This window comes from Gorillibacterium sp. CAU 1737, assembly GCF_039888655.1.
In the GTDB taxonomy this organism is placed as follows: Bacteria; Bacillota; Bacilli; order Paenibacillales; family NBRC-103111; genus Gorillibacterium.
In genome coordinates, this window is record NZ_JBDQQO010000010.1 from 35,590 (window position 1) to 62,024 (window position 26,435).

Annotated in this window: 27 protein-coding genes; 18 read left to right on the forward strand and 9 right to left on the reverse strand. The window is 55.9% G+C overall.

Going from position 1 to position 26,435, the window contains the following annotated elements; all coding sequences use genetic code 11:
* Window positions 1-176 precede the first annotated feature (176 nt).
* Together serS and AAFN83_RS18280 are read left to right on the forward strand one after the other, a co-directional pair.
* Window positions 177-1,490, forward strand: a complete 1,314-nt coding sequence (serS, locus tag AAFN83_RS18275; protein WP_347772004.1) for a serine--tRNA ligase — start codon at window positions 177-179, stop codon at window positions 1,488-1,490.
* A 167-nt stretch (window positions 1,491-1,657) separates the two neighbouring features.
* The gene (locus AAFN83_RS18280; RefSeq protein ID WP_347772006.1) at window positions 1,658-2,194 is read left to right on the forward strand and encodes a GyrI-like domain-containing protein; all 537 of its coding nucleotides are present in this window, start codon (window positions 1,658-1,660) and stop codon (window positions 2,192-2,194) included.
* Window positions 2,195-2,272: 78 nt separating this feature from the next.
* Here AAFN83_RS18280 and AAFN83_RS18285 read toward each other — a convergent pair whose 3' ends face one another.
* Window positions 2,273-2,977 carry an MBL fold metallo-hydrolase gene (locus AAFN83_RS18285; protein WP_347772008.1) on the reverse strand — a complete coding sequence of 235 codons (705 nt, stop codon included), beginning with the start codon at window positions 2,975-2,977 and terminating at the stop codon, window positions 2,273-2,275.
* Between the two features lie 325 nt (window positions 2,978-3,302).
* On the opposite strand from AAFN83_RS18285, the gene AAFN83_RS18290 reads away from it, so the two are divergent.
* Window positions 3,303-5,024, forward strand: coding sequence for a family 10 glycosylhydrolase (locus AAFN83_RS18290; protein WP_347772010.1), 1,722 nt, complete (start codon window positions 3,303-3,305; stop codon window positions 5,022-5,024).
* A gap of 112 nt (window positions 5,025-5,136) precedes the next feature.
* Here the strand turns inward: AAFN83_RS18290 and modB are convergent, their stop codons facing one another.
* A complete protein-coding gene (gene modB, locus AAFN83_RS18295) occupies window positions 5,137-5,811 on the reverse strand; it encodes a molybdate ABC transporter permease subunit (RefSeq protein WP_347772012.1) in 675 nt (224 codons plus the stop codon).
* Window positions 5,808-6,704 carry a molybdate ABC transporter substrate-binding protein gene (gene modA / locus AAFN83_RS18300; protein ID WP_347772014.1) on the reverse strand — a complete coding sequence of 299 codons (897 nt, stop codon included), beginning with the start codon at window positions 6,702-6,704 and terminating at the stop codon, window positions 5,808-5,810. Before modA ends, modB begins: the two co-directional genes overlap by 4 nt.
* Before the next feature lie 359 nt (window positions 6,705-7,063).
* On the opposite strand from modA, the gene AAFN83_RS18305 reads away from it, so the two are divergent.
* Complete coding sequence (locus tag AAFN83_RS18305; protein WP_347772239.1) at window positions 7,064-7,390, forward strand: P-II family nitrogen regulator; 327 nt, start codon at window positions 7,064-7,066, stop codon at window positions 7,388-7,390.
* 110 nt (window positions 7,391-7,500) lie between these two features.
* Here the strand turns inward: AAFN83_RS18305 and AAFN83_RS18310 are convergent, their stop codons facing one another.
* Window positions 7,501-8,523, reverse strand: coding sequence for a ThiF family adenylyltransferase (locus AAFN83_RS18310; protein ID WP_347772016.1), 1,023 nt, complete (start codon window positions 8,521-8,523; stop codon window positions 7,501-7,503).
* Between the two features lie 100 nt (window positions 8,524-8,623).
* On the opposite strand from AAFN83_RS18310, the gene AAFN83_RS18315 reads away from it, so the two are divergent.
* Window positions 8,624-9,409, forward strand: coding sequence for a HesA/MoeB/ThiF family protein (locus AAFN83_RS18315; RefSeq protein WP_347772018.1), 786 nt, complete (start codon window positions 8,624-8,626; stop codon window positions 9,407-9,409).
* 87 nt (window positions 9,410-9,496) lie between these two features.
* Here the strand turns inward: AAFN83_RS18315 and AAFN83_RS18320 are convergent, their stop codons facing one another.
* Window positions 9,497-9,748 (reverse strand): MoaD/ThiS family protein, encoded by a 252-nt coding sequence (locus AAFN83_RS18320; RefSeq protein ID WP_347772020.1) that lies wholly within the window; start codon window positions 9,746-9,748, stop codon window positions 9,497-9,499.
* A gap of 333 nt (window positions 9,749-10,081) precedes the next feature.
* Between AAFN83_RS18320 and nifB the strand changes: the two genes are divergently transcribed.
* The 8 genes from nifB to AAFN83_RS18360 all read left to right on the forward strand — a co-directional run bounded on the left by nifB (window position 10,082) and on the right by AAFN83_RS18360 (window position 19,022).
* A complete protein-coding gene (gene nifB / locus AAFN83_RS18325) occupies window positions 10,082-11,470 on the forward strand; it encodes a nitrogenase cofactor biosynthesis protein NifB (protein ID WP_347772022.1) in 1,389 nt (462 codons plus the stop codon).
* A 5-nt stretch (window positions 11,471-11,475) separates the two neighbouring features.
* Entirely contained in the window at window positions 11,476-12,357 is an 882-nt protein-coding gene (nifH, locus tag AAFN83_RS18330) for a nitrogenase iron protein (protein ID WP_347772024.1), read from the forward strand.
* A complete protein-coding gene (nifD, locus tag AAFN83_RS18335) occupies window positions 12,354-13,799 on the forward strand; it encodes a nitrogenase molybdenum-iron protein alpha chain (RefSeq protein ID WP_347772026.1) in 1,446 nt (481 codons plus the stop codon). The genes nifH and nifD overlap by 4 nt, the downstream gene beginning before the upstream one ends.
* A 13-nt stretch (window positions 13,800-13,812) precedes the next feature.
* The gene (nifK, locus tag AAFN83_RS18340) at window positions 13,813-15,348 is read left to right on the forward strand and encodes a nitrogenase molybdenum-iron protein subunit beta (protein ID WP_347772028.1); all 1,536 of its coding nucleotides are present in this window, start codon (window positions 13,813-13,815) and stop codon (window positions 15,346-15,348) included.
* 80 nt (window positions 15,349-15,428) lie between these two features.
* Window positions 15,429-16,811, forward strand: a complete 1,383-nt coding sequence (gene nifE / locus AAFN83_RS18345) for a nitrogenase iron-molybdenum cofactor biosynthesis protein NifE (RefSeq protein WP_347772030.1) — start codon at window positions 15,429-15,431, stop codon at window positions 16,809-16,811.
* The gene (gene nifN / locus AAFN83_RS18350) at window positions 16,795-18,234 is read left to right on the forward strand and encodes a nitrogenase iron-molybdenum cofactor biosynthesis protein NifN (RefSeq protein ID WP_347772032.1); all 1,440 of its coding nucleotides are present in this window, start codon (window positions 16,795-16,797) and stop codon (window positions 18,232-18,234) included. Before nifE ends, nifN begins: the two co-directional genes overlap by 17 nt.
* Window positions 18,231-18,632 carry a NifB/NifX family molybdenum-iron cluster-binding protein gene (locus AAFN83_RS18355; RefSeq protein ID WP_347772034.1) on the forward strand — a complete coding sequence of 134 codons (402 nt, stop codon included), beginning with the start codon at window positions 18,231-18,233 and terminating at the stop codon, window positions 18,630-18,632. Before nifN ends, AAFN83_RS18355 begins: the two co-directional genes overlap by 4 nt.
* 42 nt (window positions 18,633-18,674) lie before the next feature.
* Window positions 18,675-19,022 carry a hypothetical protein gene (locus AAFN83_RS18360; RefSeq protein WP_347772036.1) on the forward strand — a complete coding sequence of 116 codons (348 nt, stop codon included), beginning with the start codon at window positions 18,675-18,677 and terminating at the stop codon, window positions 19,020-19,022.
* Window positions 19,023-19,174: 152 nt separating this feature from the next.
* On the opposite strand, the gene AAFN83_RS18365 is transcribed toward AAFN83_RS18360, so the two are convergent.
* Complete coding sequence (locus AAFN83_RS18365) at window positions 19,175-20,968, reverse strand: putative bifunctional diguanylate cyclase/phosphodiesterase (RefSeq protein ID WP_347772038.1); 1,794 nt, start codon at window positions 20,966-20,968, stop codon at window positions 19,175-19,177.
* Window positions 20,969-21,141: 173 nt separating this feature from the next.
* Window positions 21,142-22,461, reverse strand: coding sequence for a protoporphyrinogen/coproporphyrinogen oxidase (locus tag AAFN83_RS18370; protein ID WP_347772040.1), 1,320 nt, complete (start codon window positions 22,459-22,461; stop codon window positions 21,142-21,144).
* 122 nt (window positions 22,462-22,583) lie between these two features.
* On the opposite strand from AAFN83_RS18370, the gene AAFN83_RS18375 reads away from it, so the two are divergent.
* The 3 genes from AAFN83_RS18375 to AAFN83_RS18385 all read left to right on the forward strand — a co-directional run bounded on the left by AAFN83_RS18375 (window position 22,584) and on the right by AAFN83_RS18385 (window position 23,680).
* Window positions 22,584-22,925 carry a histidine triad nucleotide-binding protein gene (locus AAFN83_RS18375; RefSeq protein WP_347772042.1) on the forward strand — a complete coding sequence of 114 codons (342 nt, stop codon included), beginning with the start codon at window positions 22,584-22,586 and terminating at the stop codon, window positions 22,923-22,925.
* 121 nt (window positions 22,926-23,046) lie between these two features.
* Window positions 23,047-23,220, forward strand: a complete 174-nt coding sequence (rpsU, locus tag AAFN83_RS18380; protein WP_005547957.1) for a 30S ribosomal protein S21 — start codon at window positions 23,047-23,049, stop codon at window positions 23,218-23,220.
* Window positions 23,221-23,236: 16 nt separating this feature from the next.
* Window positions 23,237-23,680, forward strand: a complete 444-nt coding sequence (locus AAFN83_RS18385; protein ID WP_347772054.1) for a GatB/YqeY domain-containing protein — start codon at window positions 23,237-23,239, stop codon at window positions 23,678-23,680.
* Window positions 23,681-23,769: 89 nt separating this feature from the next.
* Here the strand turns inward: AAFN83_RS18385 and AAFN83_RS18390 are convergent, their stop codons facing one another.
* Entirely contained in the window at window positions 23,770-24,225 is a 456-nt protein-coding gene (locus AAFN83_RS18390) for a chemotaxis protein CheX (protein WP_347772056.1), read from the reverse strand.
* The gene (locus AAFN83_RS18395) at window positions 24,222-24,641 is read right to left on the reverse strand and encodes a bacteriohemerythrin (protein WP_347772058.1); all 420 of its coding nucleotides are present in this window, start codon (window positions 24,639-24,641) and stop codon (window positions 24,222-24,224) included. Before AAFN83_RS18395 ends, AAFN83_RS18390 begins: the two co-directional genes overlap by 4 nt.
* Before the next feature lie 230 nt (window positions 24,642-24,871).
* Between AAFN83_RS18395 and yqfC the strand changes: the two genes are divergently transcribed.
* A complete protein-coding gene (gene yqfC / locus AAFN83_RS18400) occupies window positions 24,872-25,153 on the forward strand; it encodes a sporulation protein YqfC (protein WP_347772060.1) in 282 nt (93 codons plus the stop codon).
* A 12-nt stretch (window positions 25,154-25,165) separates the two neighbouring features.
* Window positions 25,166-26,353 carry a sporulation protein YqfD gene (gene yqfD, locus AAFN83_RS18405; RefSeq protein WP_347772062.1) on the forward strand — a complete coding sequence of 396 codons (1,188 nt, stop codon included), beginning with the start codon at window positions 25,166-25,168 and terminating at the stop codon, window positions 26,351-26,353.
* Window positions 26,354-26,435 lie beyond the last annotated feature (82 nt).

Consider the following 26,435-nt stretch of genomic DNA (forward strand, 5'->3'; position numbering starts at 1 on the left):
CTTCTCGCTGTGACCAAGTGAACCGGACCGCCCGTTACCGCGGAACCAAAGTGGTTCGAACCCGCCTGTCGGATTCGTTCAAGTTGGGTGGCACCGCGAGCTGAAGCGCTCCTCGTCCCAAACGGATGAGGGGCGCTTTTTGTCTTTTTACTCAAACTCGCGAAGGAGTGCTACCCATGCTAGACATGACCATCATCCGGCAACAGCCGGAACGCGTACAGGCGATTGCCGATCGAAAGGGCATCCCCGTCTCGCTCGAACGAATTCTGGTGCTGGATCAACTCAAAAGAACGCTGCAGCAGCAGACAGAAGAGCTCCGCCGGGAGCGAAACGTTCGCAGTGAGCAAATGGCAGTGAGAAAACGAACAGGAGAACACCATCCCGAAGGCTGGGAGGCATTCGAGAAGGAAAGGGCGGAGATTCGCGCTCTGGGAGCTAAGCTTGCCAAACTAGAGGAGGAGTGGAACGCGGTCGGCGCCGAGCTGGACTCGCTTCTGCTGCTCGTGCCGAACCTTGTTTCGCCGGATACGCCGGACGGAAAATCGGATGCGGACAATGTCGAAGTGAAGCGGGTTGGCGAACCGCAGGCACAATCGTTTCCCTTGCGAGACCATGTGGAGCTTGGCGAAACGCTTGGCCTTCTCGATCTTCCCCGCGGGGTGAAGGTGGCCGGCAGCCGGAATTATTACCTGACCGGCATTGGAGCCCAGCTTCACCGGGCGGTTCAGCAGCTGGCGATCGACCTTTTGCTGCGCCGCGGTTTTACCCTCCTGGATGTTCCCCTTCTGGTGAAGCCCGAGGCGATGGCGAGCACCGGGTTCTTCCCGCTTGGGGAGGATCAGGTTTACCGCATCCAAGGGGAAGGAACCTGTCTCGTCGGAACATCGGAGGCTTCGCTCGTCGCTTATTACGGAGGCGAGATCGTTTCGGTGGAAGAGCCGATCCGCTTGACGGCAGCCACCGCTTGCTTCCGCAGTGAAGTGGGTTCGGCGGGGCGCGATGTCCGTGGGCTCTATCGGGTGCATCAATTTGCCAAGGTCGAGCAGGTGGTTCTCTGCGAAGCGGACGAAGAAGCCGGGGAGCGGTGCCTGGCTGAGATTACGGAGAACGCGGAGGAGCTGCTGCGTCTTCTGGAGCTGCCCTACCGGGTTGTGGCGGTCTGTATCGGCGATATGTCGCAGAAGACCTACAAGCAGTTTGACATCGAAACATGGATGCCAAGCCGCCTTGCCTACGGGGAGACGCATTCGGCTTCGCTTCTCGGGGACTTTCAGGCCCGCCGGGCGGGAATCCGCTATCGGGATGCGAAGGGGGAGCTCAAGTACTGCTTCACCCTCAATAACACGGCGGTTGCGACCCCGCGCATTCTCATTCCTCTCCTGGAAAATCACCAGAACGAGGATGGATCGGTCACGATTCCGCGCGCTTTGCGTCCTTACCTGAACGGGCTGGATCGAATCGTCCCGGTAAGGAACGACATTCCAGTGTAAGAGTAGGTTCGCCTTGTAAGCCTTGTAATCTCCCGAGAATTAAGCACGCCTGCCTCCTCCGGCTCTTTCATCCGGTGGGGCAGGCGTTTCTATTGATTCGTTCGATTCTTCTGATTCCCTTTTGGGATTGATTCTTACCTCTATCCTCGGTATCTTTAAAGAGCATCATGTTGGAAGTTACTCCTAGTATGAGTGTGAGGAGTGTGTGGATGAAAACCAAAGTGCTCATGCTGCCTTCTTTTCAGTTATTGGGGTTTCGGGTGGAAGCCACGGTTGAGACATTCGAGTCTGGTCTGGGCCGAGAGCTGCATTCCCGGTTGTTGGAACGGAAATCCGAAATCACATACCGGAAAGAGAATCACGTCTTCTTGCTGCAAATGTATCCGATGGATGAGCATTTTGATGCAAAGCGGGATCCTTTTTCTCATTTCATTGGCTTTGAAGTAACGCAGGCTGGCCCTCCTCCAACCGGTATGGTTCATCACGAAGTAGAAGCAAGCGAATATGTTGTCGGCACCCACAAAGGCCCCGAATCGGGCTTGCAGAATACCTACGACTATTTGTATGGCTTGTGGCCTCAGGAAAGCGGGAGATCCTTGAAATGCTATGATTTTGAAATCTGGGATGAACGGTACAGTCCCGAAAGTCTCGATAACGAAATCGATATCTACGTTGCTCTCAAAAATATAGGAGATTCGGAATGAATCCTTGTTTCCTAAATCCTTGTTTGGAACCGCCTTGTATTTCTATTTGCAACCACCCGTAGAGGCAGTCTCTTATGCTCAAATAATCCTTACGATATGCTCGGATATTCGTGGATACTTTTCAATAATAGACGCATCATGACTGGGTAAAGGAATCATACCCTCACGATGTACCCGCTTAATAAACTCACGATTTTTCTCTAAACTATACACGTTTCCATTTGGAATCTGCCTCTCAAAGTTATCAAGCAAGTAGGTCTCATCTCCGGAGATGACGAACGTTTTCTCTCCTTCTTGAAAAGAAATGACAGAAGAGCCTTTCGTATGTCCGCCTATCACCTGAAAATAAAAGGAACCTTGAACGTCACACCCATCTTCCACCATCTGAACGTTTGATGTTCGCATGAGTTGACTTGTCATCGCTGGATATGCCCTTTGGATTTCCTCCCAGGCAGCTTTTGCAACGATGATGTCGGCTCCTTGGTACAAATCCAGATTTTCCACATGATCAAAATGTTCATGCGTGATAAAGATAAGATCGGCTCTTCCCCCTGTTAAGGCAAGCACTTCCTCCTTCACATCAAGCAAATGCGTCCCATATCCTCTTGCGGTATCCTCGCTTCGAAAACCCGTATCAAACAAAACGACTTGATCTCCTATCTTGGCAACATAGTACAAGAACACAAACCCAGGAACCAACGCGGTTCGCTCATCATGATGGTAAAGGGTGCGGTAATCGGCATACTTAAATTCATTTGCAAAGTGCACGGCGTAAAGCTCCATCTTCTCTCACTCCATTTTCATAGAAGATCTTAAGAAACTTAATCTTGAATCAGCGTACGAAATTCGGTAGAACCTCTCATGAAAGATGAATCCGGGTGAAAGCCGAAATTCTCATAGAGACGAATGGCTCTTTGATTAAAGCTGGCCACGGTTACCCGCTTTGGCGAATAATCAAACCTCGCATGCTGTTCCTTTTTGCCTTTTGGGGGTTCGAACAAAGAAATACGATTTTTTGCCCATTCTTGCAACTTTCCTAGCCTATGGAGCCGTTATAATGAGAGAGTCGCAGGATACGTCTACTATACTACAGGTTCGGAGGGTAACCATGAAAGTCCAAGCAAGGTTTCTTCTTTTGCTGGTGCTCGTGCTTCTGTGGCCGCTTACGGGCGGGCTTGAGGCGCGGGCAGCGTCCGACATCCGCTTGATCCTGGATGGAAAGGTTTTGGCTACCGATGTACCGCCGTACCTGAAACCGGTGGGGAAAGCGGGAGGCACGGTGACGATGGTTCCGCTTCGGGTGATTAGCGAGAGCTTCGGGGCGAAGATCGACTGGTCTCCTTCGAAGAGAGCGGCTACCATCCAGATGGATTCACAGACGATGGTGCTTGCAGAAGGACAAAAAACGGCTGTGGTGAACGGTGTTGCGGTTCCTCTCGATGCGTCTGTGGAGGTCGTTCGAGGGCGTACGATGGTGCCGATTCGGTTTGTCAGCGAAAAGCTGTTGGGCATTCAGGTCGTTTGGGACGCTGGGCAGCGTGCCGTCATTCTCACCTCCGGCCGAAATGGGGGAAGCGGGGAGACACCGGGGGCCCCTGGGTCCGGAACGGGTGGGGTTCCTACTGTTCCACCGGCTCCAATGCCAACGCCATCCCCGACAGCCCCAACGATTCCTCCTGTGAAGCCGCCCGTGGTCAGTGCTTCGGAGGAGATGCGCGGGGTATGGGTTTCGACGGTGTTCAACCTGGATTGGCCGAGTTCAAAATCTTACGGCAACGTGGAGAAGCAGAAGGCCGAGTATATCCAGCTCCTGGATGAGATCCAAGCGATGGGCATGAACGCGGTGTTTGTTCAGGTCCGTCCTTCCGCCGATGCCATCTACCCGTCCGAGCTCGTTCCATGGACCTCTTATCTGACCGGGACGGCAGGCAAAGATCCGGGGTACGACCCGCTTCGCTTCCTCATTGACGAAACACACCGGCGGAAGATGGAGTTCCATGCATGGTTCAATCCCTTCCGGGCTACGGCCGGAGCGGCTCCCCAGCTTCCGGCGAATCATGTGGTGAACCAGCATCCCGACTGGATCGTGAATTTCGGCGGCAAGCTGTACATCAACCCGGGGATTCCGCAGGCTCGTGCGCATGTCATCGATGCCATCCTGGAAGTGGTTCGTGGGTATGACATTGACGGGGTACACCTGGATGATTACTTCTATCCATCCGGGGAGACAGCAACGGTTAAATTCAATGACAATGCGGCTTTTCAGAATGACAACAACGCCGGGTTCGTCAACAAAGGCGATTGGCGCAGAGACAACATCAACCAATTCGTGAAAGGCTTGTCGGAAGGGATCCAAGCAGTGAAACCGGGCCTCTCTTTCGGAATCAGCCCTTATGGGGTGTGGAGGAACAAGGCGGACGATCCGACCGGCTCCGATACGAAAGCCAGCATGACCGCTTACGACACCACCTATGCCGATGTTCGGACCTGGATTCAAAACGAATGGGTCGACTATGTAGCTCCGCAGCTCTACTGGAGCATGTCTCGGACAATCGTCCGCTACGATCTTATTGCCGATTGGTGGGCGAACGAGGTTCGAGGAACGAAGGTCAAGCTCTATATCGGGCACGCCCCTTATAAGCTGGGAACCTCGGAGGTGGGTTGGTCAACAGCCCAAGAGATCGTGAATCAGTTGGCCTATAACCACGGCATTGCCGAAATACGCGGCAGTCTGTTCTTCAGTGCAAAAGATTTGCGGCGGAATCCATTAGGACTCATCCCTCTTCTTCAAGCTTATTACGGAGTAAGCAGTCTGCAGATGGTTCCTTAAACCGGCTAATACAGAATAAAAGAAACGCCCCGTTCTCCTTGAGCGTATTTACAGACACGTTCAAGGCTCTCAACCTTTGAGAACGGGGCGTTTTTGCTTGGATGGAGCCTAGCTATTTTCGCAATTTTGTGGTGATGAAGATCATGCCGAAGGCAATCAGGATGGTGGCAGTCGTCCAGTACCAGGCTAAAGCCGTCTTGCCCTGATCAACGGCCAGGTAGATGGCCATGGGCAAAGTCTGCGTAACCTTGGGGATGTTGCCGGCCACCATTAAAGTCGCGCCGAACTCCCCGAGTCCGCGAGCGAAGCCAAGAATGTAGCCGGTGACGAGCGGCTTCCATGCAAGGGGAAGGCTGACGCGAGTGAACAGCTGCCAGTTGCTTGCTCCGATCGAACGGGCCGCCGCCTCCAGGTCCGGATCGATCTCCTCGAACCCGGTCTTGGCCGATTGATAGACAAGGGGAAAGGCAACGATGACGGAGGCGATGACAGCCGCTCCCGGTGTAAATAGAAGGCTGTAGTCGAAGACCCGTTCCAGGAAGCGACCGACCGGACCTCTTCGGCCGAGCAGGACGAGGAGCAAGAACCCGACGACCGTAGGTGGAAGGGCAAGAGGTAGCATGAACAGCGTCTCCAGCGCTAACTTACCGGGAAATCGGCGGCGGCGAAGCAGCCAGGCGAGGCTAACCCCGATCACGAAGACGAGGAGGCTCGCCAGCAGGGAGATTCTGAGCGAGAGACCGATTGGAGCCCATAGATCTCCCCACCTGACCGTATCGGGAATCATTCGGCGGCCAGGAAGCCGTGCTTCACAAAGATCGCAACCGCCTCCGGTGAGATCAGATAGTCATAAAGCGCTTGGGCTTCCGCGCGATGTTCGGTCGCTTGCAGGATCCCGATCGGATAGGTGATGGAGCTGTGCAGGCTTTTGTCTATGGTGAGGGCGATTTTGGCTTTGGTGGAGGCGAGAGCATCGGATTTGTACACAAAACCGGCTTCCGTATTTCCGGTTTCGACGTAGTTCAGGACCTGTTTTACATCCTTCGTAAAGACCATCTTGGGTTCCAGCGCAGTCCAAAGTCCGGCTTTCTCAAGCGTCTCCTTGGTGTAGGTTCCGGCCGGTACGGACTCCGGTGTGCCAACGGCCAGCTTTTTAAAGGAGGCTGCCTTTAGATCGTCGAGCGAAGTGATGTCTTCGCCTCCTTCCGTGGGAACGACCAGAACCAGTTCATTCAAGAGGATGTCCTTCCGGGTGGAGGCATCGATCAACTTGCCCTCAACTAATGCCTTCATCTGCTTGGCCCCTGCTGACAGGAAGAGGTCCGCCTTGGCGCCTTGCTCGATCTGCTTCTGGAGAGTGCCGGAGGCCCCAAAGTTAAAAGCCAGCTTTACTCCGGGATGACTAGCTTCATAGAGCGGCTGAATTTCCTCCAGGCTCTCGGTCAAGCTGGCGGCTGCGGGGACGAGGAGCTGGACCTCTTTCACAGGAGAGAGAGAAGAAGAGGGGGACGGACTGTCGGCGGGAGAGAGCGAAGGAGAAGCGGGGTCCGAGGGCGCTGTCGAGGCAGACGGAGATGTCGAGGGGGAAGCGGCGGAATCGGACGAGCTGCCGCAGCCGGCAATCCCCAGGAATAGCACCATCGAAAGAAGGGAGAGTCCAATACGAGCAAGAGAACGCATGTCAATCCTCCTCACATCAAAAGTTACATCAAAATATAACGAGTTATCTCAACGTTGTAAATAGATTTTGACACTATCCGTTGTTAGAAATGGCAATATTGTGAAATGGGAGCTCCTCGAAAAAGGCTTGGAAGGTACGATAGTACCCGAACGGGAGGGTCATCCGGGAAGCGGGATGATCATTTGTGTGATAATATCTAACGTATCGGATGAAAATTTTGTGAAAACAATTTAATAATCATCAAAAGTGTAATGTTTTCTTACACATTGCAATTGACCGATGGAACAGCCTGCCCGTATGCTGAGGGTGGGTTTTTCGATTCAGGAGAACTCGACGAGGAGACGAAAGGGTGAGAGGCATGTTAATGGTCAGGGCTATCATTCGGCCGCAAAAGGTGAACGAGGTGATCTCGGCGCTGCTGGAAGCAGGGTTTCCTTCTGTAACCAAGACGGAGGTTTCCGGACGCGGCAAACAGCGAGGTATCGAGGCGGGAGGCATCCACTACGATGAAATCGCCAAGGTCATGCTGATGATCGTCATCGAGGATGAGGACAAGGAGGATCTGGTGTCCATCATCATGCGCCATGCCCGCACACAGCCGAAGGGACATTACGGAGACGGGAAGATCTTCATCAGCCGGGTGGAGGAAGCCTATACGATCAGTACGGGCACGAACAATCTGTAGACGGATTTTCGGGATAATGCAAAAAAACGGCCTGCTCCCATCTCTCGCCTGTACGAGAGCGGGGCAGGTCGTTCCTGCTGGAAGGTTGCGGGTGAAGTGGGCGCCATGCTTTATCCCAGCAGCCCATGATACAACCGTTTGGCCTCTGCGATGCTCTTGGTCCCATGAACGAGAATGCGTCCATCGGGAAAGAAAACGAGCCGCTTGCCGTCATGGGAAAACGAGAGGAGATAGGGGTTGCGGTCGAGTTGGCCATCCATGCGGGCAAACAGCTCGGCGAGCCCATCCAGAGAAAGGGGGAGGCCGCCGGCTGGGCGCAACTGCACAGTGTCTCGCCCGCATAGCACAGCAGCCTTAACCCGGTTATCGGTTGTAAGGTGTGGAAAGGTTGGTGTCTGTCCGCACGTTGGACAGTGAGGAGTACGCATACCGGATAGATCCAGCTCCAGGTGTTGGTTTCGCCATAAATCGAAGGATAGAAAAGAGGAACGCAAGCTGTCTTTTCGTCCGGTGAGCAGCTTGAGCGCTTCGGCTGCCTGATAGGCGGCAACGGTCTGGACCGCAGGGGCGATGATGCCTCCCCGATCGCATGTCTCTCCGGAAACGGCTCCTGAGGAGAGGAGACAGCGAAGGCACGGCGTTTCACCTGGAAGAATGGTGAAGCTCATTCCGGCACTGCCTACGCAGGCCCCGTATATCCAAGGGATGCGGTGTTTGTGGGAGAGGTCGTTCAGCATCAAACGGGTGTCGAAATTATCGGAGCCGTCCAGCAGCAGCTGTGCCTCGGGAAGGAAGGCTTCCAATTCCTTTGGCCCCGCATCCAGCACATGGGCGTGTATGGTTACCTCGGGATTGAGGAGGGTCAGCCGCTGTCGGGCGGCGATGGCCTTCGGCAACTGGGAAGCGGCATCCTCCTCGGTGTAGAGCGTTTGACGTTGCAGGTTGCTTCGCTCGACGTAATCCCGGTCCAGGATGGTTAAGGTTCCGATGCCCGCTCTCGTTAGGGTTTCGGCGATGGCGGAACCGAGGGCGCCCAGGCCGACGATGACGGCGTGTCCCCGGCGGAGGGCGCTTTGCCCGTCCAAGCCGATGCCGGAGAATCGAATTTGCCTGGAGTAACGATCGTGATCCATGAGGCGACCTCCTTGAGGATGTTAGCGTTAATTGTACTTGGAAATGGAGTGCTTGCAAACACGCTCTAGCAAAAACTTTCACGATGAGGAGTGAGGATAGTTGGAGGAACGGGAGAGGGAGCTAGAGATCGATCTGGAGGACCCGCAAGCAGGGGCAGGGCGCTATTTTCGGCAAATGGATTTGGTCGGAATGGAGGGTCAGGCCAAGCTAAGACAATCTACGGTGCTCGTCGCAGGGGTTGGAGGGTTGGGAGGGACGGCTGCTCTTTACCTGGCTGCGGCGGGGGTCGGCAAGCTGATTCTCGTACACGAAGGGGTGACGACGCTTCCGGACCTCAACCGCCAAGTGCTTATGTCAACGGAGGGGATCGGCCGGGTTCGGGTCGAGCAAGCCGAGGAGAGTCTCTCTCGGCTGAACCCGGAGGTGGAGATCCAGGTGCTGGACAGTCGGATCGAAGGGGAACGGGTTCAAGCGCTTGTGCGTCAGGCAGATCTGGTGATTGATGCGCGTTATGATTTTCCGGAACGGTACGCCTTGAATCGAATGTGCTTGCAGGAAGGAAAACCAATGGTAGAGGCGGCAATGTGCGGATATGAAATCTCGCTCACGACGATCCTTCCGGGAGAGACACCTTGTTTGGATTGCCTCTATCCGGTCTCCCCGCAGGGGTGGGTGCCCCTTGGGTTTCCGGTGCTCGGTGCGGTCTCCGGTCTCGCTGGCTGCATGGCATCCCTTGAAGCCATTAAGGCACTGCTTGGCAAGCCGGGTCTCGTGGGCAAGCTGCTTCGCTTTGATGCGCTGACCTTTCAATCGGTTGAGGTCGATGTGGAGGCCGTCCCGCGCTGCGAGGCCTGCAGCGGGCTGTCTCCTCTCGCTGCCAAGTGACAGGAACCTACATCCAAAATCAAACAAGGCTAAAGCATTTCCGGGAGCTTCCGGTTTTGCTTTAGCCTTGTTTGGTTTCCATGACGGTTATCCGCCGGAGAGAGGCGGGATGAGCGACAGCTCGTCGCCGTCCTGAAGAAGACGGTCGTCCGGGGCGTAGCTGCGATTGACGGAGGTGAGGGATTGTCGGACGAGTCGTTCGGCTCCGGGGTGCTTGCGGGTGAGCTCCGCCTTCAGGCTGCCTACGGTGCATTCTTCTTTTCCTGATAGAGGGAAGGAGAGGGAGGTGGTGCCGATTTCATCGGCGAGACCGGCAAACAAATGGACGAGAACGGGCATGGAGTCCTCCTTTTGGAAGCCTGGATTTATCCACATTATAGATCGATTTAGCGGTTTGACAAGGGGGTTGCTTCTAATCAATCGGTAATTGAGAACAGTTTTCAAGGGAATCATCGAATTGAAGCGCTTTAAAAAAGCTTGTAAGCGAATACATGTTATATATGTGTAATTATATATGACATATAATGCGACGAAATTGTTAAAATGCGTTTGTAAGCGGTGTACATCATTGACGTTTTTTCCCTGAACTCGGTACGATGTAGTCAATTCCACAACGGATTTTCAAAGAGAGGGAAACTAACCTTACATGCGAAAGAGAGGACCGGTGAAGCCATGGAAGATCGTTCGATCCGCCACCCCTGCTACAGCGAAGACGCTCATCATTACTATGCTCGGATGCATCTGCCTGTCGCTCCCGCATGCAACATTCACTGCAACTACTGCAACCGGAAATTCGATTGTGTCAGTGAAAGCCGACCCGGTGTCGTCAGCCGGGTTCTAAAGCCTCAGGAAGCGGCAGATAAGGTGAGAGAAATCGCCCACACGCTGCCGCAGCTCTCGGTGGTGGGCATCGCCGGCCCTGGAGATCCGCTCGCGAATCCGCGGCAGACGTTCGAGACGTTCTCTCTCATTCGAGAGGAGTGGCCGGATGTGGAGCTCTGCCTCAGCACCAACGGATTGAAGCTGGAAGACCACTTGGATGATCTGGAACGCCTGAACATTCGCCATGTTACCGTGACGGTGAATGCGGTTGACCCGGAAGTGGCGGAGCGGATCTATGACCGGGTTTTCTGGCGAGGTAAGACCTACAAAGGGCGGGATGCCGCCAGGATTCTCCTCGAACGACAAGCCGCTGGGATCGAAGGGCTTCGAGAGAAAGGCATCCTCTGCAAAATCAACTCCGTGCATATCCCGGGCATAAACGCAGATCACCTGCTTCGGGTGGCCGCGGCGGCAAAAGCCTGGGGAGCCTTTACACACAACATCATGCCGCTCATCATCAGCCCGGGCAGTCTTTATGAAAGGGAAAGACGTACAGGGCCAAGTGGAATCGAAGCCCTGAAGGTTCAAGAAGCTTGCTCTGCCGTTATGCCGGTCATGCGGCATTGCCGCCAGTGTCGGGCCGATGCGATCGGTTTTCTGGGGGGAGACACCGCATCCGCCGTCGAGCCGGACGTGAAGGCGATCCGCAAAACCTATACCCGTGAGGAAAGGGAGGCGATTCAGCTCGAACTGGAAAAGCAGATGCTCGGCAAGCGAGGCGAGCGGGAGCGACGAGGCGGCGCTTGCGGAGATGATGTGCGGGAGCGCCGACCCGCTCCGGTCCGAATCGCCGTTGCCACCCGAGGCAATGGCAAGGTGAACCTTCACTTCGGTCATGCCAAAGAGTTTCTAGTTTATGAGGTTGAGGGGCAGCGTCTTCAGCTCCTCGGGGTCCGCAAGGTTCAGGCCTATTGCAACGGGAAAGCTGATTGTACCGACCCCGCAAGCAAACGGAGAATGCTGGAGGAAACCATCGCGATGTTGTCCGATTGCCGGATTTTGCTCACTTCCGGCATAGGGGAACAGCCGACCCGGCTTGTTCGGGAAGCGGGGATTGTGCCGATCATCGGCAAGGGAGAGCTGGAACAGGAGCTGCTGGAAGCCGCAAAGTATTATCGGCATCTGGGGCGGGGAGCCTTCTCCCTGGAGCCGAAGCCTACATCCAATCTGGGAGGTTGAGAAACATGGGAAAGCTTCGACAAATCGCATTTTACGGTAAGGGCGGTATCGGAAAGTCCACGACGAGCCAAAACACGCTGGCCCAGCTAGCATCGAAATTTGGCCAAAAAATCATGATTGTCGGCTGCGATCCGAAGGCGGATTCCACCCGTCTGATTCTGAACACGAAGGCCCAGCAAACGGTGCTTCACCTGGCTGCCGAGCGCGGGACCGTTGAAGACCTCGAGCTGGAGGACGTGGTAGGCGAAGGCTTCGGCGGCATTCAATGCGTTGAGTCCGGCGGACCGGAGCCTGGGGTCGGCTGTGCGGGTCGCGGGATCATCACCTCCATCAACTTTCTGGAAGAGCAAGGGGCCTATGAGGGATTGGATTTCGTCTCCTATGATGTACTGGGCGACGTCGTGTGCGGCGGGTTTGCGATGCCGATTCGCGAGAACAAAGCTCAGGAGATTTACATTGTCTGTTCCGGCGAGATGATGGCCATGTATGCAGCCAACAACATCGCTCGCGGGATCTTGAAATACGCCAACTCCGGCGGTGTGCGCCTGGGCGGCCTCATCTGCAACAGCCGCAATACCGACCGTGAGGATGAACTGATCATGGAGCTGGCCCGCCGGCTGAATACGCAAATGATCCATTTTGTTCCCCGGAATAATGTCGTACAGCACGCCGAGCTCCGCAAAATGACCGTAGCCCAGTATTTCCCCGACCATCCGCAAGCGAAGGAATACGAGACGCTTGCCGACAAGATCCTCCACAATGATATGCTGACCATTCCCACCCCGATCGAAATGGAGGAGCTCGAGGACCTGCTCATGGAATTCGGGGTAATCGAGGACGACGAGACGATGATCAAGCGGCTGGAGGCGAAGGAGGCTAGAGCATGAGCACAACGGAGAAGAGACTTTCGGTAGAAAAAGGCGAGGCGCTGATTCAGGAACTCCTCGAGGCGTATCCGGAGAAGACGAGGAAGCTGCGCGCGAAGCATTTTGAGGTTGCGACGGAGGAAACCATCGAAAGCAGCAAATGCTCGGTGAAGTCCAACATCAAATCCCGTCCGGGTGTCATGACGGTCCGCGGGTGTGCTTATGCCGGTTCCAAGGGCGTGGTCTGGGGGCCGATCAAGGATATGGTGCATATCAGCCACGGTCCGGTCGGCTGCGGTCAATACAGCTGGGGAACCCGGCGCAATTATCAGAACGGCGTGCTCGGTGTGGATGCCTTCGGAGCCATGCAGATCACGAGCGATTATCAAGAAAAGGACATCGTCTTTGGCGGCGACAAGAAGCTGGAGCAGATCTGCCGGGAAATCACCGAGATGTTCCCGCTTGCCAAAGGAATCTCCGTTCAATCGGAATGCCCGGTCGGCTTGATCGGCGACGACATCGAAGCTGTCGGCAAGAAGATGACCAAGGAGCTGTCCATGCCGGTCGTCCCGGTTCGTTGCGAAGGCTTCCGCGGGGTGAGCCAATCCTTGGGCCACCATATCGCCAACGATGCCATCCGCGACCATGTGATGGGAAAAGGAGAGATTGCCGATTCGACCCCGTATGATGTATGCATCATTGGGGACTACAACATCGGCGGCGATGCTTGGGCTTCGCGGATTCTTCTGGAGAAGATCGGCCTTCGCGTCATCGCTCAATGGACCGGCGACGGTACGTTGAATGAGGTAAGCATCGCGCATCACTCCAAGCTCAACCTGATCCATTGTTACCGTTCGATGAACTACATCTGTACCACCATGGAAGAGCAGTACGGCATTCCATGGATGGAATACAATTTCTTCGGCCCTTCCAAGACCTATGAGAGCCTGCGGAACATCGCGTCCCGCTTCGATCAGACCATTCAGGACAATGCGGAGCGCGTCATCGCGGAATACAAGGCGGAGATGGACGCGGTTATCGCCAAGTACCGCCCGCGGCTTGCAGGCAAGAAGGTTATGCTCCTCATTGGCGGCCTTCGCTCTGGCCATACCATCGGCGCTTATGAGGACCTGGGAATGGAGATTGTCGCCACCGGCTTCGAGTTCGCGCACAAGGAAGAGTACGCCCGTACGATCAAGGACCTCGAGAACGGCACGATCCTGTATGATGACCCGAGCGCGTTCGACCTCGAGTTTCTGTCCAAGCGGCTTGATATTGACCTGATGGGCTCCGGTGTGAAGGAAAAGTACGTCTATCACAAGATGGGCATTCCGTTCCGTCAAATGCACTCTTGGGATTACAGCGGTCCATACCACGGCTTCGACGGGTTCAAGGTGTTCGCCCGCGACATGGATATGGCCATCAACAGCCCGGTGTGGGGCCTGATGAAAAAAACGGTGTAAAGGGGGGCTTTGAATGTCCGATTCATTCGTAACACGCGACCATAACACGCTGTTCTCCACCGGAGAATACAAAGAGCAGGCCGAGCGTAAGCGGCAATTCGAGAACCCCTGCTCCCTTCAAGAGGTTGAAAGCACTCTGGCGTATACCAAAACGAAGGAATACGCCGAGAAGAATTTTGCCCGGGAGTCACTGGTGATCAACCCGGCCAAGGCCTGCCAGCCGCTGGGTGCGTTGCTCGCCTCACTGGGCTTCGCCAAGACGCTGCCGTTCGTTCAGGGCTCCCAAGGCTGCGTCGCCTACTTCCGCAGTCATCTGTCCCGCCACTTCAAGGAGCCGGTGCCAGCCGTCTCCTCCTCGATGACGGAGGATGCAGCCGTTTTTGGCGGGATGAACAACCTGATCGAAGGGCTTCGCAACGCCACAGCGTTATACAAGCCGGAGATGATCGCGATGAGCACCACCTGCATGGCCGAGGTAATTGGAGACGACTTGGGCTCCTTCATCGGCAATGCCCGCCAGCAAGGAGCGATTCCGGAGGACTTCCCGGTGGCGTTTGCCAATACGCCAAGCTTCGTCGGCTCGCATATTACGGGCTACGATGTCATGATGCGCTCCATGCTCACGTTCCTGTCCGAGCGGGGCGGCCTGGACCCATCCCTCGCACCAGCACGTCCCGGTGCGGTGAATGTGGTCATGGGCTTTGATACCTACACGGGAGACTTCGCAGAAATCAAACGAATTTTCTCCCTGCTCGGCGCTGATCTCACTGTACTCGGGGATTACAGCGACAACCTCGATTCACCGGCGGACGGAGAGTATCACTACTATTATGGAGGGACGACGCCGGAGGAAGTAGCGGCGGCCCCCGGAGCCAGCGGTACGGTCTTCTTGCAGAAATACTCCACGAAGAAGACGGCTGCTGCCGTTCAGGACAAATGGAAGCATGAGACGGTTTCCCTGTATTCGCCGATCGGCATCTCGGCGACCGACAAGCTGCTCGCCGAGGTGAGCCGTCTCTCCGGCAAGCCGATTCCCGAAGCACTCGTGAAAGAGCGCGGCCGCGTCGTCGATGCCTATGCCGATTCGCACCCGTACCTGCACGGTCGGCGTGTGGCCATGGCGGGCGAACCGGACTTTCTGCTCGGGCTTCTCTCCTTTTGCCTCGAAGTGGGGCTTGAACCGGTGCACATTGTCTGCACAAACGGCGACAAGGAATTCGAGGAAGAGGCAACGGAGCTGCTCAAGTCCTCCCCTTACGGCATAGACGGCAAGGTGCACATCGGCAAGGACCTGTGGCACATGCGCTCCCTGCTTCTGACCGAGCCGGTCGACTTCGTCTACGGCAGCACGCACATGAAGTATGCCGCGAATGATTCGGATACGCCGCTCATTCGGGTCGGCTTCCCGATCTTCGATCGGCATCACCTCCACCGGTATCCGATTATCGGCTACCAAGGAGCCCTAAATCTGCTCACAATGACCGTGAACAGCGTGCTCGAGAAGCTGGATGAAGACTCGCCCGGCTACAATTTCGACCTCGTCCGGTAAGTAGGAGGCCGGACAAGCGGAGTGAGAAGCGAGGAGAAGGGTTGAAACCGGAGGAGCGATATGCGAAGGGAGGCGTCAGGATGAAGGGGAGCCGGAACGAATGGTCTCAGGAACCGGCTTGCGAACACAGCAAGCCGGAGAAGAAGGGATGTGCCCGGCCGAAGCCTGGAGAAGCGGCGGGCGGCTGCGCCTTCGATGGCGCCCAGATTACCCTCTTGCCGATTGCGGACGCCGCGCATCTGATCCACGGTCCGATTGGATGCCTCGGGAACAGTTGGGAAAGCCGGGGGAGTCTCTCCTCCGGCCCCGATCTGTCCCGGTATGGGTTTACCACGGACCTGAGCGAGCAGGACATCGTGATGGGCGGGGAACAAAAGCTGCGGGATGCTTTAGGGGACCTGGCGGTCCGCTACAAGCCGCCCGCGATCTTTGTTTATTCCACCTGCGTGACGGCGCTCACGGGCGAGGACATGGATCGGGCATGCCAGGACGCGGAGAAGACACACGGCATTCCCGTGATCCCCGTGCACAGTCCCGGTTTTGCCGGAAGCAAGAACTGGGGGAATCGCCTGGCCGGGGAAGCGCTGTTCGAGCATGTGATCGCTCGGGGAGAAGGAGTAGCTCTGGCCCCGGAGGAACAGGGGCAGCCGCTCGTTAACCTGATCGGGGAATACAACATCGCAGGCGAGCAGTGGGACATCGAAGCGTTGCTGGCCAAGGCAGGCATTCGCCTGTTGTCGAGGATTACCGGAGACGGCCGATTCGGAGATATCGGGAAGGCGCGGCATGCGCAGGCGAACATGGTGGTCTGCAGCCGCGCGCTTGTTACTCTTGCCCGGCGAATGGAAGAAACGTACGGCATTCCATATTTCGAAGGCTCGTTCTATGGCGCAAGGGAAACGGGATTTTCCTTGCGCCAATTGGCATTTCTGATTGGCGGGGAGGAGATGGACCGCAAGGTCAGCCGCCTCATTCGCACGGAGGAGGAGTCGCTGACGCACGACTTGCTGCCCCTCCGCAAGAAGCTGCGCGGGAAGAAGGCGGTGCTGTACACCGGAGGGGTTAAGAGCTGGTCGATGATCACGGCCCTGCAGGAGCTGGGCATTCAAGTGGTCGGCGTCGGCACCAACAAGAGCACGGAGGAGGATGTCTCCCGGATCAAGGAGCGGGTCGGTCTCGACGCGGAGCTGATTCCGGAGGGTGGAGCCGCCCGAATTCTGAGGACTGTGCGGGAGAGGAAGGCGGATCTCATGATCGCAGGTGGCCGCAACCTGTACGTCTCGATGAAGGAGCAGATTCCCTTCCTCGACATCAACCAGGAGCGGCACAAGGCTTACGCAGGTTATGTGGGCATGCGGCGCTTGGCCCAAGATTTGGTGGCAGCGCTGGAGCATCCAGTATGGAACCTGGTGCGTAGGCCGGCGCCATGGGAAGGGGTGAGGGCGAATGGGACGGACCACTGATGAAGCCAACGCTGCCTCTGCTTCTCGGGAGGCTAATGCTTCCCCTGCTGCGAAAGTCGCCTCCAATCCTCAGGCGGCAAATGCCTCATCTGCTGCTCAAGCCGCTGGTCGGGGCTCTTCCGGCAGCGGGGTCAAGCGTCTATCCGTGAACCCGCTCAAGATCAGCCAGACCCTGGGCGGAACGCTTGCTCTTCAAGGGATTTTTCATGCCATGCCCATCCTGCATGGTGCCCAAGGCTGCGCTGCCTTCACGAAGGCGCTTATGACACGCCATTACCGAGAGCCGATCGCGCTGCAGACGAGCGCCTTGCAGGAGTTCAACGTGATCTTCGGCGGAGAGGCGAGTTTGTATGAAGCGCTTGATACCATTCGAGCGAAGCACAATCCGGATGTAATGGTGGTGCTTAGCACCGCTCTAACCGACGTGTCGGGGGAGGACATTCGTGGTGAATTGGCCCTTTATCGCAAGAAGCATGAGCTTGGCGGGAGGCTCTTAACCGGTGCGATGCTGCCCGATTTCGAGGGCTCGCTCGAAAGCGGCTACGCCCGCACCGTCGAAGCGCTGCTGGAGGAGGTTCTCACAAGCAGCGCGCTTCCGCGCAAGAAGATTCGCGGCCGGGTCAACCTTCTTCCCGGTTCCCACCTCACCCCCGGCGATGTGATGGAGCTCAAGGAGATCATCGCCAGCTTCGGCCTGGAGGTGATCGCGATTCCGGACATCTCCACCTCGCTCGCCGGTCATCTGCTCACCGGCCACACCCCCTTGTCTAGAGGAGGCGTGCCGCTCGATCTGCTGAAGCAGGCAGCAGCCTCCGACTGGACGATAGCGGTGGGGGCGAGTATGGAAGGGGCTGCTCGCCTCTTTGAGAAGCATGCCGGAATCCCTTACAAGCTGTTTGCCGGTGTCACGGGGCTGGCGCAGTCCGACGAGTTCTTCGGCTTCCTTCAACGGATCGGTTCGGAGCCGGTGTCGGTCAAATATCGCTGGCAGCGGGAATTTCTCATGGACGCGATGCTGGACGCCCACTTCGTCTTCGGAGGCAAGAAAATTGCTCTGGCGCTGGAAGCGGATCACCTGGCGGTACAAGAAAGCTGGTTTCGCGAAATGGGAGCGAAGCCAGATCATCGGATTGCCGCCGCGCGTCCCTATGCCGGAGGCAAGCTGTCCACCGGCACGATGATCGGCGATTTGGGCGATTTGGAGGAGCTTGCTGCGAGCGGCGGAGCGGACCTGTGGATCAGCAATTCCCATGGGGAGCAGGGGGCTCATCGGCGAGATATTCCGTTTCTCCCATGCGGGTTCCCCATTTTTGATCGCTTCGGCGTAGGCCTGCACGTCTCGGTCGGGTACCGGGGAACCGCCGATTGGTTGAACCGAGTTGGCAATGAACTGCTGGCGGCAGAGAGGAGGGCGCATGGATGAAGGTAGCCTTTGCATCCATGGACGGGAAGACGGTAGATGCTCATTTCGGTCATTGTGAGAGATTTACGATTCTGGAGATCGACGAGGTTGGCTATCGCTACGTGGAGAGTCGGGACGTGAGCCACCGTCAGGGCGAGGGAGAGGTCGACAAAATCGAGAATCGGGTCGCGGCAGTAGCGGACTGCACCCTTCTCTTCATCTGTCAGATTGGTCCGGCGGCAGCAGCTCGCGTAACGAGACGCGGGGTGATGCCGATCAAGGTCGTGCAGGGGACGCGCGTGTCCGAGCAATTGGAGCAGCTGCATGCCAAGCTGGCCCATCAGCCACCGTTGTGGCTCGTGAAGGCGATGAGGCAGGCGGAGCAGGCCTTGGAGGCGGGAGAGAAACCCGAACGATAGGAGATGGGAGAAGAGATGGCAGGATAAAGGGGAGGGGATTCGATGAAAGGGAACTCATGGGAAGGAAACTCATGGAAGGAAAGTTCGGTGGAAGCTCGTATTCAAGGAGAGGCCGAGAGGCTGGAGGATTTTCTGAAGGAATGGAAGGTAGCGGTTGAGCCGTCGGTTCTGGAGCAGAAGCGGATGCGCATCCTTCGCAAGTTTCGCTTTCATTTGTCACGCAAGCAGTTGGAACCTCAGCTCGGCTTAGAACCCCGATCGCCGGAATGGGAGGCAATTCGGCTTTGCCTGCGAATGGCAGTCTACGATGCAACCCTGCCTCCGCTGTTTCAAGTGCCGCTCTCCTGTGCGCCCTCCTCGTGCGGCGGGTGTCAAGAGGGCTGCTCCTAGTGCGTATCTTCACACCTATGGGTATGCTGAGTTGCGAACAGACAACCCCTTGAAACGGAGCTCGGCCCCGAAATGATTCTATCATTTCGGGGCTTTTTGGCTTCATGGTCGCTCATTCACTCTTCCTGCATGAAATGAGAGCGGATAAGCGGCTAGGCGTAATCCGCGATGGAATTTCGGGTCATCCAGGCTTCTAGCTCGTCGGGTGTCATGGGCTTGCCGATGTAATAGCCTTGAACCTGGTTGCAGCCGAGCTTCTTCAAGTACTCGTACTGTTCGGCTGTCTCGACCCCTTCGGCGGTAACATTCAGCTTTAACGTCTGTGCCATGGCAATGATCGCATGGACGATGGCCGCATCATCGGGTTCGTTCTCGATGCCCTTGATGAAGGAGCGATCGATCTTGATCACATCGATCGGGAATTTGCGCAGGTAGCTGAGCGAGGAATACCCGGTTCCAAAATCGTCGATGGCAATCTTGAGGTCCATCTCCTTCAGAACGCGCATCATGAGCGTTGCAAAATGCACGTCATGCATCGCGGCGGTCTCGGTGATCTCAAGCTCGAGCCAGTCTGAGCTCAGCTTCCACTCGCGAAGGATGCTTGCGATGGTTTCCGGGAGATCGGTTTGTCGAAACTGACGAGCGGACAGGTTGACGCTGACCTGAAACTGATCGAGGCCCTTCTCCATCCAGGCTCTGCGTTGGCGGCAGGTCAGGCGGAGCACCTGCTCCCCCAGTGGGACGATAAGGCCGGTTTCCTCTGCGAGAGCAATGAACTCGGAGGGAGGCAACAGCCCGTATTCGGGATGCTGCCAGCGGACCAGCGCCTCTACGCTGACCATGTCGCCGGTGAGCGGATTCAGGCGGGGCTGGTAGAGCATAACAAATTCGTTCCGATCAAGCGCATGCCGCAGCATCGCCTCCAGCTTCAACCGGTGGGAGCTCATGGTATCAATGACGGGCGAATAGAACTGATAATTGTTGCGCCCGAGCTCCTTCGCCCGGTACATGGCGGTGTCTGCATTCTTCATCAAGGTCTCGGGATCCTTTCCATCTACAGGGAAGATGGAGATGCCGATGCTGATCGTGACAAACACCTCTTGATGCCCCAGGGGAAAAGAAGGCCTCATGACGTCCAGGATGGTGTCTGCGATCTCCACCGCTCGATCGGTGTGAAGGAACTCTGGCAGCAAAATCGTAAATTCATCGCCGCCCATCCGAGCGAGCAGGGCATCGTGGGGAAGGGCGGTTCGAATTCTTTCGGCGACCTGAGCCAGAAGCTGGTCCCCCATGCTGTGCCCCATCGTGTCATTGACATATTTGAATTGATCCAGATCGAGGAAGAGTAGGCCTAGCTGCCTGTCCTTGTTTTGGACGGCGTCCAAGGAGAAGGTCAACTGTTCGATAAACATGGACCGATTGGGCAATCCCGTCAGAGGATCTTGATAAGCCAACTCCTGCAGGGAACTGGTCCTCCGTCCAATGAGATAGATGAAGGAAACCATGGAGAGCAAGGTGATGAACAGGTCGAAGAGCGGAGGTGCAGAGACGGTTGTGAAGAGAAAAAGAACGAGGGCGGTCAACGCGCATCCGCTTATGTATAAGGCTTGGCGAATCCCGAGCTCGGAGGAATAGATCAGCACAAATGGCAGGACAAGCCAGGAAGGTCCGAGCAGGTCATTCCAATTCGGCAACAATAGGATGAGGGCCATCAGGCTGAAATCCACCAGGAGGATGAGGATCGATTGCTTTTTGCGGAATCGTCCGTTGGCAGCAGGGAGTTGCGCTGCTTTGCGAATGAGATAGAAGGCCCATAGGCTCGATAGCGCAATCACCATCAAGAGATGCCAATCTCGTAGAGAAGGGACAAAGAGAAAGATCCCGAGCAAGACAAAAGGAACGAGCAGATGGCTCATGGAAAAGGTCTTGCTGTTTTTGAAGCCCATATGGCACACCTCAAAAGAAAAGTAAAAGCCAGTTTGATCCAGTATAGCGCATTTTGTTTGCGCACACTACAACCCCTGCAAAAGGATAGAAGCAGCAGGCGGAGGAGAAACTAATGAACCGTCTCACCCCTTCGAGTTGAAGCTTCCGAAGGCGAGACGGTTCAGCATAGAGACTATCTCACGGGCAGAGGCGTCTGTGCCTCCTCCAGAACGAGCCGTGCGGCCGCGCGAGCGCTGGAGAAGGCTCGTTCGGCGAGCTCGCCCTTTCCGGCGCAGCCGTCACCGCAGAAGTAGAAGGGGACATCCGGAAGGGTGATGGGGAGAAGCTCGTTGCCCAGCACGTTCTTGACGCTGGTGACCATCGCCTTTTTGGAGACGCGTTTGACCACCACCGCTTCTCTCCAACCGGGGTAATAGCGGTCGAACAGCGATTCCATTTTCTCCTGCCGATCTTCCAGGTAGCGGTCGTATTCTTCCTCCCGGCCGTGCCGATCCGTCAAGTAGGCGACCCCTTGAAGCAGTTGACCTCCCTGGGGAACCAGGCTGGGGTCGGTGGCGGAGACGTCGCTGATGAACAGCTTGTGGTCCATATCGCTGATATAGGCAAACGGCCTCGCGACTACTTCCCGTAAGCCCAGGTCATAGATGAGGACCTCGGTGGGCGTGTTTCCTTCATAGGAAGCGAGCGGCGGCCCCCAAGGCGTGGTGGCAAGCAGGCGCAGGGCTTGCTGAAGCGGCATTGCCAGAATGACACGATCGTAAGCGGTTTCATTTGTTTTGCTTCGCAAGAGAAAGCGATCTCCGTCAAGCGAGATGCTCTCGATCGGGTCCTTGAGCCGGATTTGAAAACGGCCGGACCGTTCGATCTTATCCTTCAGCTGTTCGGTGATGACGCTCCAGCTGCCCAGAATGTAGTTCACCGGCCGGCGAGACAGAAACAGGTTATGGTAGTAGTCGCTGATGACGGGACCTGGCACTTGACAAGCATCTTCCGGCGAGAGAAAGAAGTTGGAGCAGACGAGGTGTACCCAAAGCTCCTTAATTTCTTCATCGGCTTTGGATTCTCGCAAAAAGTCGCCTAGGGTGGGGTAGTTCTTCATCTTGTGAAGCTGAGCGATGATCGAGGTGATTTCCCCAACAAACCGCACCTTTTGGGTAGCGGTCAAGAGGTCGGTCTTTAGCAGATTGACGAAGTTGAGCGGGGCACTGATCAGCCGACCGCCCTTGGCGTACATGACCTTCCGTTTGTCGACCTCCCGGCTCTCAAAGGTCAGGCCAAGCTCCTGAGCGATATCGGACAGGTCGTGCCGGTCCATTCCGTAGATGGCGTGTGCTCCATAATTAAGAATGAATCCGTTCTTCTCATAGGTAAACGCCCTTCCTCCCAAGTGAGGGCTGCGTTCGTATAAAACGCCCTCGACCCGGTTTGACTCCGATAAATAGGCGGCTGCGGTCAGTCCGGCCAATCCGCCTCCGATTACGGCGACCTTCATGTGGGGCGACCTCCTTTATTTTCCTGTCCTCTTCATTATACCGGGAGCTCCCAATCACCGTCTACGCCAGAGGGTAAGAAATCACAAATGAGGCGCTTATCTTACGTCAGGAGGAACGTTCTATGAAAGACTGCTTGTTCTGCCAAATTATCGCTGGAGAATCACCCTGCCGAAAAGTCTACGAGGACGAGGAGGTGCTTGTGTTTCACGATCTGCTGCCGGCGGCTCCCGTACATGTCCTGATTATTCCGAAGGCTCATGTGGCCTCTATGAATGAAGTGAAGGAAGAGCAGCTGTCGGTGCTGGCAGCGATTCACCGCGCAGCTCAAATCGCTGCGAGGGAGCTCGGAATCGACAGGACCGGGTACCGGCTTGTTAACAATTGCGGGTCTGACGCAGGGCAGGTGATTCCGCATTTGCACTACCATCTTTTGGGGGGAAAGAAGCTCGGAATGACACATTGAGGGGAAGCTTGAAAGGATTCTTAGACTTAAGTTGACACTGGGTTTTCCTTTCCTCTATAATGTAATTTGATAACCGTGTGTTATTCGTCTTGGACGGTCTGTTCGGAGGGAGGGAAATCTGGTGTCGGAAACAAAAGTACGCAAAAACGAAACCATTGATGCTGCTCTTCGGCGTTTCAAGCGCTCTATTGCGAAGGATGGCGTCTTGGCCGAAGTCAAAAAGCGCAAGCACTATGAGAAGCCTAGCGTCAAACGCAAAAAGAAGTCTGAGGCTGCCCGTAAGCGCAAGTTCTAGGAGGACTTAGCCTACCATGACCTTAAACGAGCAATTGAACGAAGACATGAAGCAAGCGATGAAGAGCCAGGACAAATTCAAACTCTCCGTAATCCGTATGGTTCGTTCGGCGATTAAGAATATAGAAATCGATCAACGCAAAACGTTGGATGACAATGAAGTTTTGGATATCCTGAATCGAGAAATCAAACAGCGCAGGGACGCCCTCCAGGAGTTTCAAAAGGCTGGCCGGGACGATCTGGCGGAATCCGCGCAAGCGGAGATCGCCGTCATTGCCAAGTATCTTCCGCAGCAACTGACGGAAGAAGAAGTTCAAGCCATTGTGCGGCAGACCATCCAAGAAACAGGCGCTTCTTCCAAAGCGGATATGGGCAAGGTGATGAGCGCGTTGATGCCGAAGGTTAAAGGCCGCGCCGACGGCAAGCTTGTTAATCAGGTCGTTCAACAGAACCTTCAGTAACTAGGTCGGAAAGCCCAAAAAGCACCCCATTCGGGGTGCTTTTTTCTTTTCTTCTATAGGGGTTCTTATCAAGACAGGGTATTTCGCGGTCAAGCTGCCTTCTTCGTGAGCTGAACGTCGACGAGCAGCGGTCCGATGCTGGTTTCAAGCGTGAGCACCTGGGCAGGGTCGTTCCAGCCGGAACGAAGCTCCGCTACTTCAATGGAAGGGGGAAGAATGTCGCATTGGACCTGGCTCTCGAACAAGCCGGTCATGGCATTGCCGCTGATGATGTTGACTACCTCGCTGATGGCAGAGGCGACGAAGTCGTCCAACTCGCTCATCTCCATTCCCGAGAGAATGCGCACGATTTCAAGAGTCATGCTCTCAGGGAAGCAATAGTCGATCTTGCCCTCCAGATCCCCGATGATCCCGATGCTGACATAGACGGCTTTGTTGTGCAGATCGGGAACCGAGGTGCCCGGTGCCTGCTGGATCTCCAGATCCAGCATCAGCCGAAAGACCTCTTGCGTTGCCTTGAAGAAGGGATGAATGAGATCCGTCATGCTTCCACCCCCAGCCGATGAACATGATCGGCGATCTTCTGATCGGTTGCCGCTACATGATTGATCAGCCAGGCAAGCAGCTTGCCGGCGAACTTTTGCACGAGGGGCTCCTCATAGCCTTGCTCTTCAAACAGCTGCACAAACCCTTGCACCTCAGCCGTAAACTCCGCATGAATCTCGCAGTGTCGATCGCAATCGGGAAAGCCCATCTTTCGCTGATAGCATTCCTCGTCGTGAAAATGCTTGACTACGTATTCCTTCATAAACTCCAGCGTTTCCTTGACCTTCTCTACCTTGCGTTCCCAAGGTTCCTTGGAGCGCAGAACGAGCAGGAAGCTCTCCACCCGTTCGAACAATTCCATGTGCTGCTGGTCGATCATTTCGACCCCGAGCGTGTACTTGTCTTTCCACATCATCAGCAGGTTTCCTCCTCGGCGTGTCTATCCATCAACCGTCTATGTAACTCATGGACGATGCCATTAGAACCAGTATACGACAAATCCTGCCAAAAGAGATCGAAGCCTTTATGAACAATGAAGGGGACGCGGCTTAACGTGTGTTCTGGCTCTATTCGGTCATAGACAGCGGTCTTGTTACATATGGATTAGGGAATGCGGTCTATCGGCGAAAAGGAGAGGAGCGGTCCATGGGGCGACTTAAGCGCAGAATTCACCAGTTCGCGGCAACGGTGCTTGATGTCCCGGAAGACGTCATCCATGACTTGCCTCGCGTCACCATGATCGGCAATCGCCAGCTCTACATTGAAAGCCATCAGGGAGTGCTTCACTTTTCCCCAACGGAGCTGCTGCTTGCGCTAACGGCCGGACGGCTGCGCATCGAGGGCAGTGAATTGGTCATTCGAGCGATATTGCCGGAAGAAGTGTTCATAGAAGGAACCATTCTAACCATCCATTACGATCCCAGTTAGGAGAGAGAGGCCGTGCGTGCAACCTTCATCGCGTATGTTCGCGGATACTTATCCCTGACCTTCAGGGGCGGGGAAGTGGAAGCCTTTCTGAATGAAGCGGTTCGGGAGGGCCTCCGGCTCTGGGATGTTCAGCTGACCGGGCCGAATACCGGCCGGTTCAAGCTGGACCTGTCCGATTTTTATCGGCTTCGGCCGATCCTGAAGCGGACAGGCTGCCGCATCCATGTGGCAGAGCGGCACGGACTGCCTTTTCAAAGAAAGCGCATCTTGCGCCGCAAGGTCTTCCTGGCCGGAGCGCTTGGGTTCCTGATGGGGCTGTTCCTGCTTACCTCTCTCGTATGGAAGGTAGAGGTAGACGGAACCGATAAGCTCTCAAAGCCCTTGGTTCTAGCAGCGGCTCGGGAAGAGGGCATTTACCCGTACCAATGGATCTTTCGGATGAAGAAAATGGACGAGCTGGCCCGAGGCTTGCTCTCCCGGCTGCCCGATGCCGCTTGGGTAGGCGTTGAACGCAGTGGGACAAGCATCCGCATCCGCGTTGTGGAAACGACGAAGCCGGAGGACAAGCCGCTCGCAAGTCCCCGGCATCTGATCGCCAATAAGAATGCGCTGGTGACGAAGGTGTTTGCGGAGAAGGGGAAACCGGTAGCCAAGCCCAATCTGTATGTGAAGAAGGGACAGGTGTTGATCTCGGGAGAACTTGGGGAGGGAGATCACCGCAAGTGGGTCCCCGCCACCGGGAAGGTGTACGGCCTCGTCTGGTATGTCTCTACCATCGAGGTGCCTCTGACCCAGGTGCACCGCACCTATACAGGAGAGACCGCCGAGAAGTCCTATCTGATCCTGGGCAAACGGGGCTTTCAGCTCACCGGCTACGGAGAAGGAAATTACACGACCTCGGTCACGATTGGAACTCCGAAAATGTTCCGCTTCAGGGGCTTCTCCCTCCCGATTGGATGGCTGAAGGACACCGTCCGCGAAACGGAGGAGAAGGTGTATGCCCTCACGAATGAAGAAGCGGAGAAGCTCGGACTGAAGCGTGCACGGGACGATCTGCTGCTGAAGGCGGGAGCGGGGGCCCGGGTGGCCTCGGAAAAGGTGCTGTCGCGCCGGGAGGCAGACGGCAAGCTCGTGTTGAAGGTGCATTTTGAGATTGAGGAAGAGATCACGTCCCAGCTGGCGCTGGTCGAAACTCCATAAGAGCAGCAAATAGCAGACCCGGCCGAACCGCCGGGTTCTTTGTCGCATGGGGATGGGCCTCACCTTGCATAGTGCGCATCAA